The 19,548-nt window shown below is 60.5% G+C and carries 10 protein-coding genes; 9 read left to right on the top strand and 1 reads right to left on the bottom strand.

What is annotated here, in order from left to right; translation table 11 throughout:
• Window positions 1-42 precede the first annotated feature (42 nt).
• From rplJ to ACEXKH_RS07315, 3 genes are all read left to right on the top strand, one after another.
• Window positions 43-564, top strand: a complete 522-nt coding sequence (rplJ, locus tag ACEXKH_RS07305; RefSeq protein ID WP_117646079.1) for a 50S ribosomal protein L10 — start codon at window positions 43-45, stop codon at window positions 562-564.
• 102 nt (window positions 565-666) lie between these two features.
• On the top strand, window positions 667-1,044 hold the full coding sequence (gene rplL, locus ACEXKH_RS07310) for a 50S ribosomal protein L7/L12 (protein ID WP_006235005.1): 378 nt from the start codon (window positions 667-669) through the stop codon (window positions 1,042-1,044).
• 313 nt (window positions 1,045-1,357) lie between these two features.
• Window positions 1,358-2,266, top strand: a complete 909-nt coding sequence (locus ACEXKH_RS07315; RefSeq protein WP_373573638.1) for a UTP--glucose-1-phosphate uridylyltransferase — start codon at window positions 1,358-1,360, stop codon at window positions 2,264-2,266.
• A 179-nt stretch (window positions 2,267-2,445) separates the two neighbouring features.
• Here ACEXKH_RS07315 and ACEXKH_RS07320 read toward each other — a convergent pair whose 3' ends face one another.
• Window positions 2,446-4,050 (bottom strand): zinc-ribbon domain-containing protein, encoded by a 1,605-nt coding sequence (locus tag ACEXKH_RS07320; RefSeq protein WP_373573639.1) that lies wholly within the window; start codon window positions 4,048-4,050, stop codon window positions 2,446-2,448.
• 555 nt (window positions 4,051-4,605) lie between these two features.
• Here ACEXKH_RS07320 and rpoB point away from each other — a divergent pair.
• The 6 genes from rpoB to ACEXKH_RS07350 all read left to right on the top strand — a co-directional run bounded on the left by rpoB (window position 4,606) and on the right by ACEXKH_RS07350 (window position 19,012).
• Window positions 4,606-8,097: a DNA-directed RNA polymerase subunit beta gene (rpoB, locus tag ACEXKH_RS07325; RefSeq protein ID WP_373573640.1), complete on the top strand. Its 3,492-nt coding sequence runs from the start codon at window positions 4,606-4,608 to the stop codon at window positions 8,095-8,097.
• A gap of 6 nt (window positions 8,098-8,103) precedes the next feature.
• On the top strand, window positions 8,104-12,582 hold the full coding sequence (locus tag ACEXKH_RS07330) for a DNA-directed RNA polymerase subunit beta' (protein ID WP_175406066.1): 4,479 nt from the start codon (window positions 8,104-8,106) through the stop codon (window positions 12,580-12,582).
• Window positions 12,583-12,912: 330 nt separating this feature from the next.
• Entirely contained in the window at window positions 12,913-15,108 is a 2,196-nt protein-coding gene (locus ACEXKH_RS07335; protein ID WP_373573641.1) for a SpoIIE family protein phosphatase, read from the top strand.
• Window positions 15,109-15,120: 12 nt separating this feature from the next.
• Entirely contained in the window at window positions 15,121-15,423 is a 303-nt protein-coding gene (locus tag ACEXKH_RS07340; RefSeq protein ID WP_373573642.1) for an STAS domain-containing protein, read from the top strand.
• A 9-nt stretch (window positions 15,424-15,432) separates the two neighbouring features.
• Complete coding sequence (locus ACEXKH_RS07345; RefSeq protein ID WP_373573643.1) at window positions 15,433-17,214, top strand: GH3 auxin-responsive promoter family protein; 1,782 nt, start codon at window positions 15,433-15,435, stop codon at window positions 17,212-17,214.
• Window positions 17,183-19,012, top strand: coding sequence for an MATE family efflux transporter (locus tag ACEXKH_RS07350; protein ID WP_373573644.1), 1,830 nt, complete (start codon window positions 17,183-17,185; stop codon window positions 19,010-19,012). The genes ACEXKH_RS07345 and ACEXKH_RS07350 overlap by 32 nt, the downstream gene beginning before the upstream one ends.
• Window positions 19,013-19,548: the final 536 nt, after the last annotated feature.

Consider the following 19,548-nt stretch of genomic DNA (forward strand, 5'->3'; position numbering starts at 1 on the left):
GTGGCGGACCGTGCCCGGAAAGAATTCGAGGAGGTGTAATTCATGCCCCAGCAGTACAAAATCGACAAGGTTGCAGAGATCGAGTCCCGTATCGCCGAGAACGCCGGTCTGTTCGTCGTCAACTACAATGGTCTGACGGTTAAGCAGGCTCAGGAGCTGCGTCATCAGCTTCGCGAGTGCGGCGCCGAGATGAAGGTCTACAAGAACAACCTGGTCAAGATCGCTCTCAAGAACCAGGAGCAGCCCGAGCTCGACGAGATCCTCGCCGGCCCCGTCGCTTATGTGTTCTACGAGACCGAGCCGGTCGAGGCCGCTAAGACCCTTAAGGACTTCTCCGCTAAGTCCAAGGGCGTCCTTGAGATCAAGGGCGGTATCTCCGACGGCAAGGCCGTTTCCGCTGATGATGTTAAGGCTATCGCCGAGCTGCCCACCAAGGATCAGCTTCTCGGCCAGATCGCCGGTCTCATCTCCGGTTTCGCTCGCGACATCGCTGTCTGCGTCAACGGCGTTTCCTCTGGTCTCGCTCGTTCGATCCAGCAGGTCTCCGAGCAGAAGGCAGCCTAGTTGCTGTTTTCACCCGCGGCGGCAACGCCGCACCCCTGGCGCATTCGCGCCGTGTTTTAACTGATCTCCGTGCATTCGCACGGAAACCGAAAGGACTTAGAAATGGCTAAGCTTACCACCGATGAGATCATCGATGCTCTTAAGGAAATGACCCTTCTCGAGGCTTCCGAGCTCGTCAAGGCTATCGAGGACACCTTCGGCGTTTCCGCCGCTGCTCCTGCCGCTGTTGTCGCCGCTCCCGCTGCTGGCGCTGCTGAGGCCGAGGAGAAGACCGAGTTTGACGTCGTGCTCGAGGGCTTCGGCGACAACAAGATCCAGGTCATCAAGGCCGTCCGTGAGCTCACCAACCTTGGCCTGAAGGAGGCCAAGGAGGTCGTCGAGGGCGCTCCCAAGGCTGTTCTCGAGGGTGCCAAGAAGGAGGACGCCGAGGCTGCCAAGGAGAAGCTCGAGGCTGCTGGCGCTGCTGTCACCCTCAAGTAATCAGGCTTTCTCGCCAGATTTCTTTGCAGACGGGGTTCGCATTGCGAGCCCCGTCTTTTTTGTTTTGGCCCTTCATTCCCATTACTCGGCACGCAGCACACCGCTGTCTTCGCCGCGCCAATCCCGTTACCGCTGGGGCGTAAAATTGCACCATTCGAGCAATAATTTGCGTTGACCTGCTGAAGAATTGCGTTTGCCTTACGGCGACGTATGTCTCCGGCGGTAAGATACTTCGGTATCGCAATTTGGTCTGCGGCCGCCGTGCCGCACGCACAGGGCGCATTCTGCGCCTGCGAAAGGATCCTTGAATAATATGAAGGCAATCATCCCCGCCGCCGGTCTTGGCACGCGTTTTCTGCCTGGCACCAAGTGCACGCCCAAAGAGATGCTGCCGGTACTCGACAAGCCGGTCATCCAGTATGTCGTTGAGGAGGCGCTCGACCCCGAGGAGGTCGACGACGCCATCATCGTTACCTCTCCCGGTAAGCCCGAGCTGCTGAGCTACTTCCAGCCCGATCGTTCGCTCGAGAACCTGCTGCGCGAGCGCGGCAAGAACGCCTATGCCGATGCCGTCGCCCACGCTGGCGGTATGCCGGTCGATTTCCGCTATCAGTACGAGCCCAAGGGCCTCGGTCACGCCATTCGCTCTGCTGCCGACGCCGTGGCAGGGGAGAACTTCCTGGTTCTTCTGGGCGACTACGTTGTGCCTAACCGCGACATCTGCGACAAGATGCTCGCCGTTTCCAAGGAGCACGGTGGCGCTTCGGTTATCGCCGTCGCTGCTTGCTCGCCCGAGGAAGTCAGCCGCTACGGCGTTATCGCCGGCGATCGCGTGGGCTCTCTCGAGGGCTTCGAGAATGCCGCTGACGACGAGTCGGGCGCTGTCTGGCGCATCGGCGGTCTGGTCGAGAAGCCCGCTCCCGAGGCGGCTCCGTCCAACCTGTACATCGTCGGTCGTTACCTGCTGAGCCCGCTGGTCATGGACCTGCTGGCCGATCAGCAGGCCGGCAAGGGCGGCGAGATCCAGCTCACCGACGCCATGGCCCGCTCGCTCGATCGCGAGGCCATGTACGCTGTCGTCATCGACCCGCTCTCGGGCTACGACACCGGCACCCCGTCTGGCTGGATGGCCACCAACGCCCTCATGGCTGCAAGCGATCCTCGCTTTGCCGGCGCCTTCTGGGACGCCATCGACGAGCGCGGCGGCTTGATGCGCAAATAAGCCTTCGGGCATCGACATTTACGGGTGCGGACTTCGGTCTGCACCCGTTTTTTTTCAGCCAATGTGACAAAGGGACGGTCTCTTTGTCACATCCTGCCGCTTCAACTGATTTCCTTCCAAGCAAAAGGGCCGTCCCGTGAGGGGCGGCCCGATTTGGCTGTGGGTTCGCTTGTCAGATGTTATTCGACCGGATGGCCGCACTTGGGGCAGAACTTGGCTTCTGGTACGAGTGGGGTGCCGCAGTGGCGGCAGAATTTCGGGGCAGAAGATGCGACCGGCTGCTGGGAAATGTCTGTGAGGGGCTCCCCTGACGTTTGCCATTGTGTATCAAATGCCGAATCAGCAGAAGACTGTTGAGCGACCTGTTCCTGCTGGGCATACTTCTTGTGGCGGCTGCGCTTGTGCTTCTTTGCTTTGGGTGCGGTGCCAGCGATGCTTGTTTGAGCTGCGGCGCGCTTTTTGCGACGGATGCAAACGACTGCGATGCCGCCGATGATCATCAGGACAAGCGCAATCCCACCGCCAATAACGATTGGCATGTTGTCCTGGGCAAAGAAGATGAGTTTTTCGATCGGGCTATAGTGGATATTCGACTTGTAGACGTCGATGTGCATCTTCGTGGGGTCTTCGGCATCGGAATAGTCCACAACGATTTTTTGGTCGTTATCGACGAACTCGGGGGAGCAATAGCTATCCAATTTAATTTTACAGTCGACCCTCTGGCCTGTCTTGGTGTCGATGAGGCGAACGACGGTTGAACTGTCGTTTGAGATCGAGGCCAGCACGATATTGCCGTCTCTCGAGATGTCGGTATTATCAATCCAGTCCTCGTCGTCGTTTTTTATTAAATATCGAATTTGCTTCCCAGTGTTTGGGTCAATAACAATAGTGTCGTAGTTTTCGCCAGTAATGGCTAGGATATATTTTCCCCAGGTGTCATAGATACTAATTTTATTGCCGTCGGCTACTTTATCGATGTTGCCATCGTAATCCGCCATGAAATAGGTTGTATATAGCGAATCGTCGTCGCTGGTGGTTTCTATGAGTAGTTTATCGGACCTGCATGCCCTAGTTACCCCATTACATTGGGCGTTGCCTGGCATCTCTTTAATTGACGTGGAGCCATCGGGAATGTCGATTATCTTGAGCTTTCGATTCGAGCAGACATACAAACGCTTTCCATCCCTTGAGAGGAGGGCATCTAAATCGCCTTTTTCGAACTTGTACGTAAATGTTTTCTCATTTGATTGCAGATTGAAAACGCAAACTTTCCCGTATTTGCCATTCGAACAATAGGCAGTCAAGCTGCTTCCGTCTTCATTAAGCTCGATGCCGTTGACCTCTGATTTCTTTACTTGTATAGAGTGGGCGACCCGCTGTTGATCTTCGACGGAATAGACGATGACCTTGCCGTCCTCCAGCCAATAAAGGTACTTGTTGTCCCAAGTACTCTGAACATCGGATAGACAGGATTTCGGTATGTCGATAGGAGTGACTTCACCGCTCTTAAAATCAAGCCGTGAATAACCGTAATATACATAATTATCGTTATAGTTATCGTAAAGATCATAGTCATAGTCTGCGATGATGGCATAATTGCCGTCGTCTGTGACCCGTGCAGACGAATCCTCGCCTTCGACGTCGACAGCTAGCGACTTTTCCAGCTCCGGTGTCGGTAGGCCGTCAGCTAATGCTGCGGGGGGGGCAGCCAGCGGGGTCAGCGCCGCTACGATGCCGATTGCGACCGCGGCGATCCTCCCGCCTTTTCGGATGCTCTTAAACATGGTAATCCTTTCGTTGGGTTATAAGTAACTATCTAGTATCTTCATGCCGGATTCGAAGAATCTGTTGCGCAACATAGCCAAACGGATGTGGTAAAGCGGCGGTCCCTTTGTCGCATCCTGTCGGAAAGCGCGTCCCACCCTTCGGTCGAATTCTGGGATGCGCTTTCCGGTTGGGGCCCCTAGCGGAAACTGCGACCCGGAATATCGGCTCAGAACGGGATATGCTTTCCCAAACAGGGCTCAACCGGAAACTGCGGCCCAGTTTGAGGCCTCAAAACGGGACGCAGTTTCCGCCCGATTAACCCTCAAAGCCATTCCGCCATTCAGCGGCGCGCATCAGTAGCGCTGTTCACAGAAAATATATGAACAGGTGTTCGATACACATCCATCTACCTGCGCCTTTTCTGTCGAAAAACTTTGCTACTCCAAAAACTCAATCGCGTCAAGGCTTTTCTTGCCCAACGGTCGGTACCTGATAAACTATTAGGTTGCGATAACTGGCGAAGCTATGCCTCGCCAACCCACCGAGCATTTCCGTGAAGGAGGAAAAACCTGGTGACCTACGCATACACTGCCACTGAGCGCAAGCGCGTCAGCTTCGGGAAAATCCCGGAGGCCATGGAGCTCCCCAACCTTATCTCTGTTCAAAGGGAATCCTTTGAGCGTTTTAAGGACGAGGGCCTTCGTGAGGCGTTCAAGGAATCCAGCCCCATCCAGAGCCAGAACCATGTTCTCGAGGTTACCTTCGGCGAGCATCAGTTCGGCGACCCCGCGCACACCGTTGAGGAGTGCCGCGAGAAGGATATGACCTATCAGGCTCCGCTTCTGACCGACGTCCGTCTCACCAACAAGGAGATCGGCGAGATCAAGGAGCAGCTCGTCTTCATGGGCGACTTCCCCATGATGACCGATCAGGGCACCTTCATCATCAACGGTACTGAGCGTATCGTCGTCTCGCAGCTCGTCCGCTCCCCGGGCGTGTACTACAGCTCCGAGATGGATTCGGGCAAGCAGATCTACAAGGCCCAGATCATCCCGTCCCGCGGTGCCTGGCTTGAGTTTGAGGTCGACAAGCGCGATCAGCTCATGGTCTCCATCGACCGTAAGCGCAAGCAGAGCGCCACGATGTTCCTGCGCGCCCTTGGCATCGCTGTCACCAACGACGACATCATCGAGCTGCTCGGCAACTCCGATGTGATCAAGCGCACCCTGGAGCGCGACACCGCCCTTACCCGCGAGGATGCCCTCATCGAGATCTACCGTCGCCTGCGCCCGGGCGAGCCTCCCACCGTGGACGCTTCCCGCAGCCTGCTCGAGGGCCTGCTCTTTAACCCGCAGCGCTACGATCTGGCCCGCGTCGGTCGCTACAAGGTCAACAAGAAGCTCAACCTCACCACCGAGGAAGAGGTCACGGTGCTCACCGACGAGGATATCGTCGCGACGCTGCGCTACCTGCTGTCCCTCGCTGCCGGCGAGCAGGGCTTCAAGGTCGACGACATCGACCACTTTGGCAACCGCCGCATCCGTACCGTCGGCGAGCTCGTCGCCAACCAGTTCCGTATCGGCATGAGCCGTATGGAGCGCGTCGTCCGTGAGCGCATGAGCTCCCAGGACATCGACGAGATCACCCCGCAGTCGCTCATCAACATCCGCCCGATCGTGGCCTCCATCAAGGAGTTCTTCGGTTCCTCGCAGCTCTCGCAGTTCATGGACCAGGCGAACCCCCTGACCGGTCTGACCCACAAGCGCCGTCTGTCCGCACTCGGCCCTGGCGGTCTTGCCGGCCACAAGTCCGGCTCCAGCCGCCGCACCAACGTGCCGACGGCCGTCCGCGACGTTCACAACTCGCACTACAGCCGCATGTGCCCGATCGAGACCCCCGAAGGCCCCAACATCGGCCTGATCGGCTCGCTCGCCCTCTACGCCCGCGTCAACGAGTACGGCTTCATCGAGGCCCCGTTCCGCCGCGTCGAGAACGGCGTTGCCACCGATCAGATCGACTGGATGACCGCTGACGAGGAAGAGAAGCACGTCATCGCGCCGGCCAACACGCCGCTCGATCCCAAGACCAACGAGTTCATCACGACCGATGCCGAGGGCAAGATCGTCCGTCCGCACACCGTGATCGCCCGTACCCGCGACTTCGACGGCTCCTTCGGCGCTCCCGCCGACGTGCCCGTCGAGGACGTCGACTACATGGACGTCTCACCGCGTCAGATGCTCTCCGTCGCAGCCACGCTGATTCCGTTCCTGGAGCACGACGACGCCAAGCGTACGCTGATGGGCGCTAACATGCAGCGTCAGGCCGTGCCGCTGGTTCACCCCGCCGCTCCCTATGTCGGTACCGGCATGGAGCGTCGCGCCGCTCTGGACTCCGGCGAGGTCACCCTGGCCAAGAACGCCGGTGAGGTCATCTTTGCCGACGCCGCCAAGATCATCGTCAAGCATGCCGGCGGCATGGACGAGTATCACCTGGCCAAGTACCAGCGCTCCAACCAGTCCACCTGCATCAACCACCGTCCGCTCGTGCGCGTCGGTGACACCGTTGAGCAGGGCGAGCCTCTGGCCGACGGTCCTTCGACCGATCACGGCGAGCTCGCACTGGGCCAGAACCTCACCGTGGCCTACATGCCGTGGGAAGGCTTTAACTACGAGGACGGTATCGTCGTGTCCGAGCGCCTGGTGGCCGAGGACCTGCTGACGACCATCAACATCACCCGTCACGAGATCGACGCCCGCGACACCAAGCTCGGCCCCGAGGAGATCACCCGCGAGATCCCGAACCTCTCCGAGGACATGCTTGCCAACCTCGACGAGGACGGCATCATCCGCATCGGCGCCGAGGTCGGCCCTGGCGACATCCTGGTCGGCAAGGTCACGCCCAAGGGCGAGAGCGCTCTGACCGCCGAGGAGCGCCTGCTGCGCGCCATCTTCGGTGCCAAGGCCCACGATGTCCGCGACACCTCCCTTAAGATGCCTCACGGCGCTTACGGCCGCGTCATCGACGTCGTCCGCTTTAGCCGCGAGAACGGCGACGACCTGGCCCCCGGCGTCAACGAGCAGGTGCGCGTCTACGTCGCCCAGCGTCGTAAGATCCAGCAGGGCGATAAGATCGCCGGCCGCCACGGCAACAAGGGTGTTATTTGTAACGTTCTGCCGGTCGAGGACATGCCCTACATGGCTGACGGTACCCCGATCGACGTTATCCTCAACCCGCTGGGCGTTCCTTCGCGTATGAACGTCGGCCAGCTGCTCGAGTGCCACCTTGGCTGGGCTGCTGCGTGCGGTTGGGATACCGAGCAGGCCGACTCCGACAAGTACGTCCCCGGTCCGTTCTTCACCGCCACGCCCGTCTTCGACGGCGCCAAGGAGGACGAGATCGCCGAGGTCATCCGTCGTGCCAACAAGAACATGCTCAACAAAGCCACCGCTGCCTTTGGCGATCACATGCGTCCCGAGTTCGTCACCCAGCTTGACGAGCGCGGCAAGACCCGCCTGTTCGACGGCCGCACCGGCGAGGAGTTCCGCGAGCCCATTACCGTGGGTACGTCCTACATCCTCAAGCTCGGCCACATGGTCGACGACAAGATCCACGCCCGTTCGACCGGCCCTTACAGCCTGGTTACCCAGCAGCCTCTGGGCGGCAAGGCCCAGTTCGGCGGCCAGCGCTTCGGCGAGATGGAAGTTTGGGCACTGTACGCTTACGGTGCTTCCAACGTCCTGCAGGAGATCCTGACCGTCAAGTCCGACGATACCGTGGGCCGCGTCAAGACCTACGAGTCCATCGTCAAGGGCGAGAACGTTCCTGTCCCGGGTATCCCCGAGTCCTTCAAGGTTCTCGTCAAGGAGATTCGCTCCCTCGCACTGGACATCGAGCCCATGCACGATGCCGACGAGGACGCCTCCGCCCCTGTGACCGCCGAGGAGACCTCTGCTCTCGACGACCTGGCTGCGCTCGCCGGCGTTGACGCCGACGTCGAGGCCGAGGATGCCGAGGCCGCCGAGGCACCCGAGGCTGTCGCCGCCACGACCACTGATAAGGAGTAGTTGACTGTGGCAGATTTCGAAGCTACTGATTTTGACTCGGTAAAGATCTCCCTTGCCTCCGCCGACCAGATCCGTTCCTGGTCGCACGGTGAGGTCAAGAAGCCGGAGACCATCAATTACCGTACCCTCAAGCCCGAGAAGGACGGCCTGTTCTGCGAGAAGATCTTCGGTCCCGCCAAGGACTGGGAGTGCTCCTGCGGCAAGTACAAGGGCATCCGCTTTAAGGGCATCGTCTGCGAGCGCTGCGGCGTCGAGGTCACCTCGGCCAAGGTGCGTCGCGACCGCATGGGCCACATCGAGCTCGCCGCTCCCGTGTCCCACATCTGGTACTTCAAGAGCCCCACGAGCTTCCCGATGAGCCGTATGCTCGACATCAAGTCCAAGGACCTCGAGAAGGTTCTGTACTTTGCCAGCTACATCATCACCGAGGTCGACTATGAGGCCCGCGAGGCCGACGCCGACGACCTGCGCGAGGAGCTCGCCGCCGATCTGGAAGAGATCGATGCCGAGTGCGCCCGCCAGATCGAGTCCCTCAAGGAGCAGGGCAACCCCGAGAACTTTGACGAGTTCTCCGACGAGGAGCCGCTGACCCCCGAGGAGATCGCCTCTGGCATCGTCGACATCGAGGAAGAGTGCAAGGACGAGAAGCAGCTCCGCACGGACGCCTTCAACGCCTTTATGAAGCTCAGCGAGCGCGACCTCATTTCCGATGAGCCGCTGTTCCGCGAGATGACTCGCTACTACTCCATGTACTTCAAGGGTGGCATGGGTGCCGAGGCCGTCCGCGACCTGCTCGCTGCCATCGACCTCCCCTCCGAGGCCGAGAAGCTCAAGGCCATCATCGCCGACGAGGACTCCCAGAAGCAGAAGCGCGAGAAGGCCGTTAAGCGCCTCGAGGTCGTTGACGCCTTCCTGAAGGGCGGCAACAGCCCCGCGAACATGATTCTGGACGTCATTCCGGTCATTCCGCCCGATTTGCGCCCGATGGTCCAGCTCGACGGCGGCCGCTTCGCCGCGTCCGACCTCAACGACCTGTACCGTCGCGTGATCAACCGTAACAACCGACTCAAGCGCCTGCTCGACCTGGACGCCCCTGCGATTATCGTGAACAACGAGAAGCGCATGCTCCAGGAGTCCGTGGACGCCCTGTTCGACAACGGCCGTCGTGGTCGCCCGGTCTCTGGCCGTGGCGGTCGCCCGCTCAAGTCGCTCGCCGAGGCCCTCAAGGGCAAGCAGGGTCGTTTCCGTCAGAACCTGCTGGGCAAGCGTGTCGACTACTCCGGCCGTTCGGTAATCGTTACCGACCCTAAGCTGCTGCTGCACCAGTGCGGTCTGCCCAAGACCATGGCGCTGGAGCTCTTCAAGCCCTTCGTCATGAAGCGCCTGGTCGAGCTTGGCAAGGTCGAGAACATCAAGGGCGCCAAGCGCGCTATCGACCGCGGTGCCACCTTTGTGTGGGATATCCTCGAAGAGGTCATCGACGGCCGCGTCGTGCTGCTCAACCGTGCACCGACCCTGCACCGTCTGTCCATCCAGGCCTTTGAGCCGGTGCTGGTCGAGGGCAAGGCTATCCACCTGCATCCGCTGGTCTGCTCGCCCTTCAACGCCGACTTCGACGGCGACCAGATGTCTGTCCACGTGCCGCTGTCCAGCCAGGCTCAGGCCGAGGCCCGCGTGCTCATGCTCTCTGCGAACAACCTGCGCTCGCCGGCATCCGGCAAGCCGGTCAACATCCCTTCGCAGGACATGATCATCGGTGTGTACTACCTCACCCAGGTTCGCGAGGGTCTGCCGGGCGAGAACCACGTGTTCTCGAGCTTTGACGACGCGCTGCACGCCTATGACTGCCGCTCCGAGGTCGACATGCAGGCCAAGATCCAGGTCCGCGTGTCCGCTGCCGATGCCAACGTCATCAACGAGGACGGCACCCGTATCTTCCGCGTCAAGAACGGCAAGAACGAGTTTGTCGACTACGACGTCACCGGCAACAAGACCGCGCGCTTCGAGACCTCTATCGGCCGCATCATCTTCAACCGCCAGTGCCTGCCCGAAGACTATGAGTTCATGAACTACAAGATGGTCAAGGGCGATGTGGCCAAGCTGGTTGCCGACTGCTGCGATCGTTACCCCGAGGCCAAGGTCGGCCCGATCCTCGACGCCATCAAGTACTCCGGCTTCCACTACGCTACCCGCGCCGGCCTCACCATCTCGGTGTGGGACGCTCTTATCCCTGCCGAGAAGCAGGAGCTGCTCGACCGCGCCCAGGCCAACGTCGACCAGATTAACGAGTACTTCGAGGAGGGCTTTATCAACGAGACGGAGCGCCACATCGAAGTCGTTAACGAGTGGACCGCTTGTACCGATAAGGTTGCAGCGCTCATGCTCGACATGTTCGACGAGGAGAACCCGCTGTACATGATGGCCGACTCCGGCGCCCGTGGTTCTAAGACCCAGCTGCGTCAGCTCGGCGGCATGCGTGGCCTGATGGCAGACATGTCCGGTGAGACGATCGACCTTCCCATTAAGGCGAACTTCCGCGAGGGTCTGCTGCCGCTCGAGTACTTCATTTCGACCTACGGCGCCCGTAAGGGCCTGGTCGATACCGCATCCCACACTTCGGACTCTGGTTACCTGACCCGTCGTCTGGTCGACGTGGCCCAGGACGTCATCGTCCGCGAGGAGGACTGCGGTACGCACGAGGGCGTCACCTACAACCTCATCATCCCCGGCACCACCGACCTCAACACCGACCTCGTCGGCCGTTGCTTCATCGAGGACGTCGTGGCTCCCGATGGCACCGTGCTCTTTGAGCAGGATGGCTACATCGAGAAGGTCGCCGACATCCAGAAGATGGTCGATGCGGGCCTTAAGAAGGTCAAGCTTCGCGCGCTGCTCACCTGCCGCTCCAAGTACGGCGTGTGCCAGAAGTGCTACGGCTGGGATCTTTCCACCCGTCGTCCGGTCGCCATCGGTACCGCGGTCGGCATTATTGCCGCCCAGTCCATCGGCGAGCCCGGTACGCAGCTTACGATGCGTACCATTCACTCCGGCGGCGTCGCTGGCGTCGACGATATTACGCAGGGTCTGCCTACGGTCAGCCGTATGTTCGATATCGTCGGCAACGTCAACGAGAAGATTCTGGGTCGCGAGGCCGAGCTGGCTCCGTACTCCGGTCACCTCTCGATTAAGCCCGAGAAGTCCGAGTACGTGCTGACGCTCACCGACTCCGAGGACCACACACGTGTCCTCGACGAGCGTCGCGTTCCCGCATCGGTGCGCTTTATGCCCGAGATCGAGGACGGCTGCGAGGTTCGCGCCGGCGACCAGATCACCAAGGGCTTCGTCAACTTCCGCAACCTGCGCAAGCTGACCGACATCGAGTCGACGATGCACACCTTCGTCGAGAGCGTTAAGGACGTCTACACCAGCCAGGGCGTCGACCTGAACGACAAGCACATCGAGGTGCTCGCACGTCAGATGCTACGTCGCGTTCAGATCACCAACCCCGGCGACTCCAAGTACCTGCTTGGTCAGTACGTCGACCGCTACGAGTTCGCCGACGAGGTCGAGCGCGTTGCCCGTCTGGGCGGTCAGGCTCCTGTGGCCGAGCCCGTCATCCTGGGTACGCTCAAGGTCGCGTCCAACATCGACTCCTGGCTGTCGAGCGCTTCGTTCATCCGTACCGCCGGTGTCCTTACCGAGGCTGCCATCGAGGGCAAGGTCGACCACCTTCTCGACCTTAAGTCCAACGTCATCGTCGGTAAGAAGATCCCGGCTGGTACCGGCCTCAAGCCGTACGCCAACGCCAAGCTGACGTATCGCACGGCCGACGGCTATGTCGACATCGACGGTCCGGCTTCGCCCAACGCCAAGTCGCTGCCCGAGTGGGCTCCTGTGGAGCTCAAGGACCTGGACGAGCAGCTCCCACAGCAGCTCGACTGGGCCGGCTACGACGAGTTTGGTGGTGCTGACGGTTCGTTCACCCGCAACGGCCACACCATCTCCGCCGAGAAGGCTCGCCTGTACCTGTTCGACGACCTGGGCGTGTCGCAGCGCTGGACCAACAAGTTCAGCGAGGTCGGCATCGAGACGGTCGGCGACCTGGTCGGCAAGTCCGAGGAGGATCTGCTGCGCATTGATGGTATCGGTGCCAAGGCGATCGAGGAGCTCCGTGACGGCCTGGAGGCCCACGACCTGCTCTACATCCTCGAGAACAACGACGACGTTGCCGACGAGGAAGACCTCTCGCAGCTGCTGCAGATGGTCTTTAGCCCCGACGGTCCGGACGACATCCTGCTGGGCACCTCTGCCGCGCCGACGCATCACGCCGACGCCGACGAGGAGCTCCTGGGCGCCCCGATCGACGACAAGAAGGCTCCCGCCAACGGTGCCATCAACGAGGACATGGCGTCCCTCGACGAGCTGCTCAACCAGCTCGTGGACACCGACGACGCCGAAGAGGCCAAGGACAACGACGAGGAGTAACTAGTTCCGCCGTTCTAACGAACGGCGGCGACCTCCGTCGCTGTGCGGCCCCCAGAGCTACAATCTGTCATTCAAAAGGCAGGGCATGACCAAAAGGTCAATGCCCTGCCTTTTTCATGCCGCCTTGTGCACTTCGGGGGCACGCTCGCTTGCGTGGGCGCAACCTATTTCGTGCCGTAGGGCCCTTGGATACCTTGGGGACGTGCTATTTTGTTTCCTCGGCCCGCAGAAGATCGGCGGCGACTCTTTTTAAAATGGCGGTACGTTTCTTCGCGTTTGGGGGAATAAGGTGTGCATGAACGTAGCTCGCCTCGGTCATCGGGAGGCCGCATGCCACAGGTGATTCAAGACATCGACCAGCGCTATTCGCGCCTGCGACCCTTTGTGACGTTTGCAGGCTGCGCGCTCATCTACTATGTGGTGCTCACGGTGTTTTTGAACATCCCTGTCTTTAATGGCGAGACGCAGCTCCGGCCCGCTTCGGGTGTCGGTCCTGTCCTGGGGCTCTTTTTTGGCTGGCCGGGAATCTTGGGTTGTGCCGTGGGCAACCTTATCTCCGACGCAGGCGCCGAATCGGACCCGCTCATGCTTGCCGTGTACACCGGGATCCAGGTACTCTACGACGCCGTCCCGTATGTAGTGTGGTATCTGGTTCGCCGTAAGAGCAAGAACCCGTATCCGAGTCTCGCCTCGGCCAAAAATGCCGCGTTGTTCTTGATGGCGACCGTGGTGGCTGCAGCGGCGGTGACGCTCATGCTCATGCCGTTCGAGACGGATCGCATGGCCTTCCTCGATATTCACCTGGTGCGGTTTCTGAACAACGAGCTCTTCCTGATCTATGTGGGAATGCCGCTGCTCATTGCGCTGGAGCTTTCACCCCTACAACCTCGGGGGCCGCATTTTATCGAAACGCCCTATGAGCGCCCTGCCCATATGAACCTCTCTCAGCGCTGCATGACGACGGCTATTCTGGCCGCGATCGTGCTCATCGGCATCGAGGCCATTGCGGGGCCATATCGGCGTCTGTCGATAACCGAATCGGACTATGCCGTCATCATCGGCCGGGTATATCTCAACGTGAGTGTCATGACGGTCATAATCGTGTTGCCCGCGATTGCCGCGATAGGTTTGATCGAGAAACACTTCACGCGTCCGATCGAGCGCCTGACCGAGGCGAGCCGCCCGTTTGCTGCCGACGCAGTGCTGGCGGCGCATAACGCGGACACCTCATTCGACACCAAAATCGATGAGACCGGGATCAGGCCGGCATACGAGGTACGTGAGCTCTTCAATGCCATCGATAAGATGCGTGCGGACCTGGTTGACTATGTGGGACGCCTTGCGGACGTAACTGCCGAGCGCGAGCGCGTGGCGGCAGAGCTCGATGTCGCACGGCGTATTCAGCTTGCGGCCGTTCCGCACGATTTTTCGGAGCTGGTCGAGCGCTCCGGCGTTGATATCGCAGGGTCGATGCGCCCGGCACGCATGGTGGGCGGCGACTTTTACGACGTCTTTGAGGCGGGGGACGGGCGCATCGCCTTTGTGGTGGGCGATGTCTCGGGCAAGGGCGTGCCCGCAGCCCTCTTTATGATGCGCGCCCAGGGGCTGCTGCGCGAGCAGATCCAGACCTGCGAGGATATGGGCGTTGCGTTCACGGCGGTCAATAAGCTCCTGTGCGAGCGCAACGATGAAAACCTTTTTGTGACGGCCTTTGCCTGCGTTCTCGACTGCGAGACGGGGCACGTGGTGTTTGCCAACGCCGGTCACAATCCTCCGCTCCTGATTCGCGACAGTGTTCCTCAATACTTCCGGCCGCGTCCGGGTCTCGTTTTGGGCGCGATGGATATGGTCCGCTACCGGCAGGGTGAGCTGGACCTTGCCCCCGGCGATCGGATGCTTATCTACACCGATGGTGTTACCGAGGCGGCGGACGTGCGCGATGAGCTCTATGGTGAGGAGCGATTCGAGAAGTGCGTTCATGCGCTCATGGCTGAGGGCGCAGCGTCGATGGAAGCCGTTATCGAGGGCGTGGTCGCTGACGTGGACGCGTTTGCCGGCGATGCTCCCCAAGCGGACGACATCACGATTCTGGGCTTTGGCTGCCCCGCCTGTACGAGTCGCATCGAGCTTGCTGCCGAGGATGAAAACCTTGAGCAGCTGTTTGCGTGGCTCGGGCCGCTCTGCGCTCGCCCCGGTATGACGCCCAAGATGCTCTCGAGCCTGATGCTCGTGATGGAGGAGCTCTTCGTCAACATATGCCATTACGGCTTTCCCGATGGCGTCGAGCGCCGTCCCGTGGTGGTCGAGGCCTGGGCAGATGACGATGCGCGCGTGCTCACGCTCGCCCTTATCGATGGGGGAGTTGCCTACGACCCTCTTACCTTTGAAGGCCAAAAGGTCGAAAATGCCGATAATGCCCGCATCGGTGGGCTTGGATTATTGCTCGTGAGGAAGAACCTCGACGACATCGTCTATCGGCGTTCGGGGGACAAAAACGTCCTGCGTATGGTCAAAACGTATCAATAGAAAGGACATCACATGGATATCAACGTTACCAAAGACGGGGCCAAGCTCCAGATCGTGCTTTCGGGTCGTTTGGACACCAACACCGCACCCGAGCTCGATACCGAGCTCAAGGCGCAGGCCGAGGGCGTGACGGAACTCATCATTGACCTCACGGACGTGCAATATGTCTCTTCTGCGGGCTTGCGCGTGCTCCTTGCTGCCCAAAAGGAAATGAACAAGGTGGACGGAGCCCTCAAGGTGCTGCATCCCAACGAGTACGTGATGGATGTCTTCGAGGCCACGGGCTTTGTCGACATCATGGATATCGAGCAGTAGGGGGCACATATGGCACGCGACGAGGTTATCGACTCCCTGACGACTGACGCGCAGGAACACGAGGCACCCGCGCGCGAGGCGGTGCAGGTCATGGATCCGGCCACGGTCCGCAACATGATGATGAAGATGCAGCTCGAGGCCGGCGAACAGCTGGGTCGTCAACTCGTGGCCGATGTACAGCACACGCGGGAGGTTCAGGAAGAGCTGCTCTTTGAGATGCTCGAAACCAACAAGAACACCCCTTATGGACGCGAACACGGCTTCGCGGACATCAAGACCGTCGAGGACTTCAAGAAGCTCCCGTATACCACCTACGACGACTATGCGGGCTACATCTACGAGGTCATGGAGCACGGCACGCGTGGCGTGGTGACCACCGAGGAGATCGTCCACTTCAACGAGACCTCGGGTACCATGGGCAACCCCAAGGGCATTCCGTATACCAAGCGCATGGCCGAGGTTCTCATGGGTTACTCCGGCGCTTTTACCATCGCCATGGCCGCCAAGGAACTCGGCGGCGGCGAGGCGCTTACGCGCGGGCGCGCCTTCTGCACCATGGAGGGCCACGTCAACACGCTCAAGAGCGGCATCACCTTTGGATCGCTTTCGTGCAAGGCCACGAGTGACAACCGCCAGTACCTCTCAGCCACGACCACGAGTCCCGACGCGGCGGTCTTCGCCAAGCCGGGTACCGACACGCGCTATCTCCATACGCGCTACGCCATTGCCGAAAAATCCATCACCGAGATCAGCTGCGTGTTCATTACCAACCTGCTCGACCTCATGCGTTATGTCGAGGACAACTGGCAGATGCTCGTGCACGACATCGAGACGGGCACGATCGACCCCTCGATTCAGATGCCCGACGACGTGCGCGCCCAGCTCGAGAACGCTCTCGAGCCCATGCCGGAGCGCGCGGCCGAGCTGCGACAGATCTTCGAGGGCGGCTTCGACGCGCCGGTCGCGAGCCTCATGTGGCCGCGGCTCGTGCTCATCCGCTCGGTGGCGGGCGGCGGGTTTGCGCCCTATACGCAGCGCCTGCGTCGCTTTTTGGGCGAACAGGTGCACCTGCTCTACACCGGTTACTCCGCCTCCGAGGGCGCGTTCTCGGTGCCCTTCGAGCTCGATAACCCCTCGAGCGTCTTCTTGCCGCGCTCGGTCTACTTTGAGTTCGTTCCGGTGGAGAACCCCGACTACGACCATACGCTTGGGCTTGAGGACCTTGAGGAAGGCGTAGACTACGAGGTTATCATCACGAGCCGCAGCGGTTTCTACCGCTACAAGATGCGCGATGCCATCCATGTGACGGGCCATCGCGGCACCTGTCCCACGATGGAGTTCCTCTACCGCCTGGATCAGACCGTCAATATGAAGGGCGAGAAGACCACCGAGGCCGTGCTTCGCGGCGTTGCAGATCGCGTGGCCGAGCGCATGGGGCTCGATCTGGTGGACTTTAGCGTCTACCCGGACGTGGATGTGCATCCGCCGCGCTATGAGTTCCTCTACGAGTTCTACCATGCCGACCACGACGCAATCGACCTTGCCGAGCTCTCGCGCGTGACCGACGAGGAACTCCGTGCGGGCAACTACGATGTTGACTACATGACCGAGGACGGCGACTTCGCCCCCGCGAACGCGCTCGTGCTCCAGGACGAGACCAACCAGCTTTGGGTGGACATGCTCGTGATGCGCGGCAAGGCGCCCAACCAGATCAAGCCCGTTCACATCATCGATACCGAGCAGAAGCGCCGCTTCTTCTATGCGCTCGTCGATCACGATGTTTGCGCCTAGGGGACAGGAGCTGCCGCGTGTGACCGAGGGCGCCAACGACGCCCTCATCAAGCGCGTGTTCCGCTCCTATGTTGCCATCACCATTTTGATCACGCTCTCCGCAACGCTCGGCATGATGCTCGACACGGTGCTTGCGGGCAACTTTATCGGACCGGATGCGGTGGCGGCCATCGGCATGGCATCGTCGCTTTTGATTTTGATATCGGGCCTTGCGGGCGTTTTCTCGGCGGGCAGCATGGCGCTTGTCGCCCGCGCTCGCGGAATGCGCGACGACGAGGCCGTGCGGGTGCTCTTTAGCGTGACGGTCGCCGCGTCGCTTGCGATGGGCGTCGTTCTTTCGGTGGCGGGCGTTATCGCTGCCGATGGGATTGCGGACCTGTTCGGTGCGCACACGGGCGTTCTCCATGAGGATACGGCTGGGTTTATCCGTGGCCTTTCCTTTGGAAGCTTTGCCATCGTGGGGACCTCGGTGATGATGGGGCTCACGCGTATCGACGGCGCAGCCACACTGGGCCTGGTGGCCATCGTCACTATGAGTGTGGTCGATGTGGCGGCCAATCTCTTTGCCATCGTGGTGCTTCACGCCGGCACCTTCGGCATGGGCTGCGCCACGGCATTTGCCTATATGGTGGCGCTCGCCATCTGCTGCACGCACCTGCTGAGTTCCAAATGCACGCTCAGGTTTGTGAGCCCCTTTGGTCACCTGCATGAGCTTGTCGAGGTCGTCAATACCGGCATGCCCGATTCCGTCATGCGCTTTTCCACGACGGCGCGCACGTTCCTGTTCAACCGGATTCTCATGCTTGTGGCGGGGGCCTCTGCCGTAACGGCGCTCTCGATGCTCTCGAGCGTGAGCACGTTTCTTTCGGCCGTCACCGTGGGCGTGGGGGAGACGGCGGTGCTGCTGTTCTCCATCTTTTACGGCGAGAGCGACCGCGCGTCGCTCACGGCCACTGCGCGCGTGGCGCTCCGTATGGGACTTGCACTCTGCATTGTGGTCTGCGCCGCGGTCTTTGTTTGCGCCGAGCAGGTCGTTGCCGTTTTTGGCCTGGCTGGGACCGATGCCTTTGGCTATGGCGTTGCAGCCGTTCGGTTCTTTTGCCTGTCCGTGCCCGTCGACCTGGTGCTGCAGGTGCTCGGAAACTTCTACCGCAGCTGCGGCAACGTGGCCGCATCCAACGTCATCGCGTTTGGGCAGTCGGTGGGAGGCCAGGCCGTGATCGCCGCTGCGACGATGGGGATTCTCGGCGTGGAGGGCATTTGGCTCTCCTTCCCGGCCGGCGAGCTTTTGGTATTGGTACTTGTGATGGTTTGGGCCGCATCTAAGCGCGCGCGTGCCGGCGAGCATGGCGGGGGTTTGGTCGAGCGCTCGCTGGCGTTTCCGCCCGGTATGGAGGACGGCGCCGATTGCTGTGCTTCGTTCTTTGGGTGCGGTGACGCTTCGATGGCGCCGGAGCTTTCCGATTGCGTCGGCACCTGGTGCCGCGAGGCGGGCGTCGATGCCAAGCGGAGCTACCTTGTGGCCCTGGCCGTGGAGGAGATAGCTCAAAACGTTGCCACGCACGGCGTGGGCAAGGGCCCGGCCGAGGTGGACGTCAAGGTGATCTTGCGCGGGGACGGGGCCCTGGTGCTTCGCATCCGCGATAACGGTCGAGCTTTCAACCCGCTTGACTACGACCTCGAGGCGGCCGACGCCTGTGGCTGCATCGGCATCAAGCTTCTACGCGCAATGCTCGAGGATCTGGAATATCAAAACGTTCTTGGCCTCAACAACACCGTCGCGACCCTTAAGCCGTAGCCTTCAGAAAAAGCGCCGCCGTTCAAGCGAACGGCGGCGACCTCCATCGCTGAGCGGCCCCACAGATTGTACGCTCTGTGGGGCCGCTCGCTTGCGTATATACATACAACATATTGTGTTTCGCTTACCCCTTGGGCCCGTGGAAACGGAGGAAAACGGATCATTTGAGGCTGTGATTTCGGAAGTGCGGTGAAAAACTCAGAACCCTCGAGCACACCTATAATATAACCCACTACTGACCTGCGGTTTTGTTGTCAAAAATGCCGCTATGGTTGAGGGTTTCCGATTTTTCCCCGCACTTCCGAAAACCCCATCGATCCACATGCCATAAAAGGACGCCAATCGCCGTGAAGGCTGACGCTTCCCTAGATAAAACCAGCCAAAATAAACCTGTCCCTATTTGACAGGTAACGCTGCCCCGACGAGCGCGTCGGATTCCCGGCCCGGGCGGCCCTGGGCTTAAGTTTGTCGCGAGTTCCGCACGAGCCGGAGGCCACTTAATGTGGCCTCCGTGCGAGCCAGGACTGTAGAGCAGC

The sequence above is a fragment of the Collinsella aerofaciens ATCC 25986 genome (genome assembly GCF_964259375.1).
Taxonomy (GTDB): domain Bacteria; phylum Actinomycetota; class Coriobacteriia; order Coriobacteriales; family Coriobacteriaceae; genus Collinsella; species Collinsella aerofaciens_BO.

Bases quoted from the DNA above. Each gene is read 5' to 3' on its own strand.
- rplL (WP_006235005.1), top strand. From the start codon at position 667: ATGGCTAAGCTTACCACCGATGAGATCATCGATGCTCTTAAGGAAATG.
- ACEXKH_RS07315 (WP_373573638.1), top strand. From the start codon at position 1,358: ATGAAGGCAATCATCCCCGCCGCCGGTCTTGGCACGCGTTTTCTGCCT.
- ACEXKH_RS07320 (WP_373573639.1), bottom strand. From the start codon at position 4,050: ATGTTTAAGAGCATCCGAAAAGGCGGGAGGATCGCCGCGGTCGCAATC.
- ACEXKH_RS07345 (WP_373573643.1), top strand. From the start codon at position 15,433: ATGGCACGCGACGAGGTTATCGACTCCCTGACGACTGACGCGCAGGAA.
- ACEXKH_RS07350 (WP_373573644.1), top strand. From the start codon at position 17,183: ATGCGCTCGTCGATCACGATGTTTGCGCCTAGGGGACAGGAGCTGCCG.
- rplJ (WP_117646079.1), top strand. From the start codon at position 43: ATGCCCCAGCAGTACAAAATCGACAAGGTTGCAGAGATCGAGTCCCGT.
- ACEXKH_RS07340 (WP_373573642.1), top strand. From the start codon at position 15,121: ATGGATATCAACGTTACCAAAGACGGGGCCAAGCTCCAGATCGTGCTT.
- ACEXKH_RS07335 (WP_373573641.1), top strand. From the start codon at position 12,913: ATGCCACAGGTGATTCAAGACATCGACCAGCGCTATTCGCGCCTGCGA.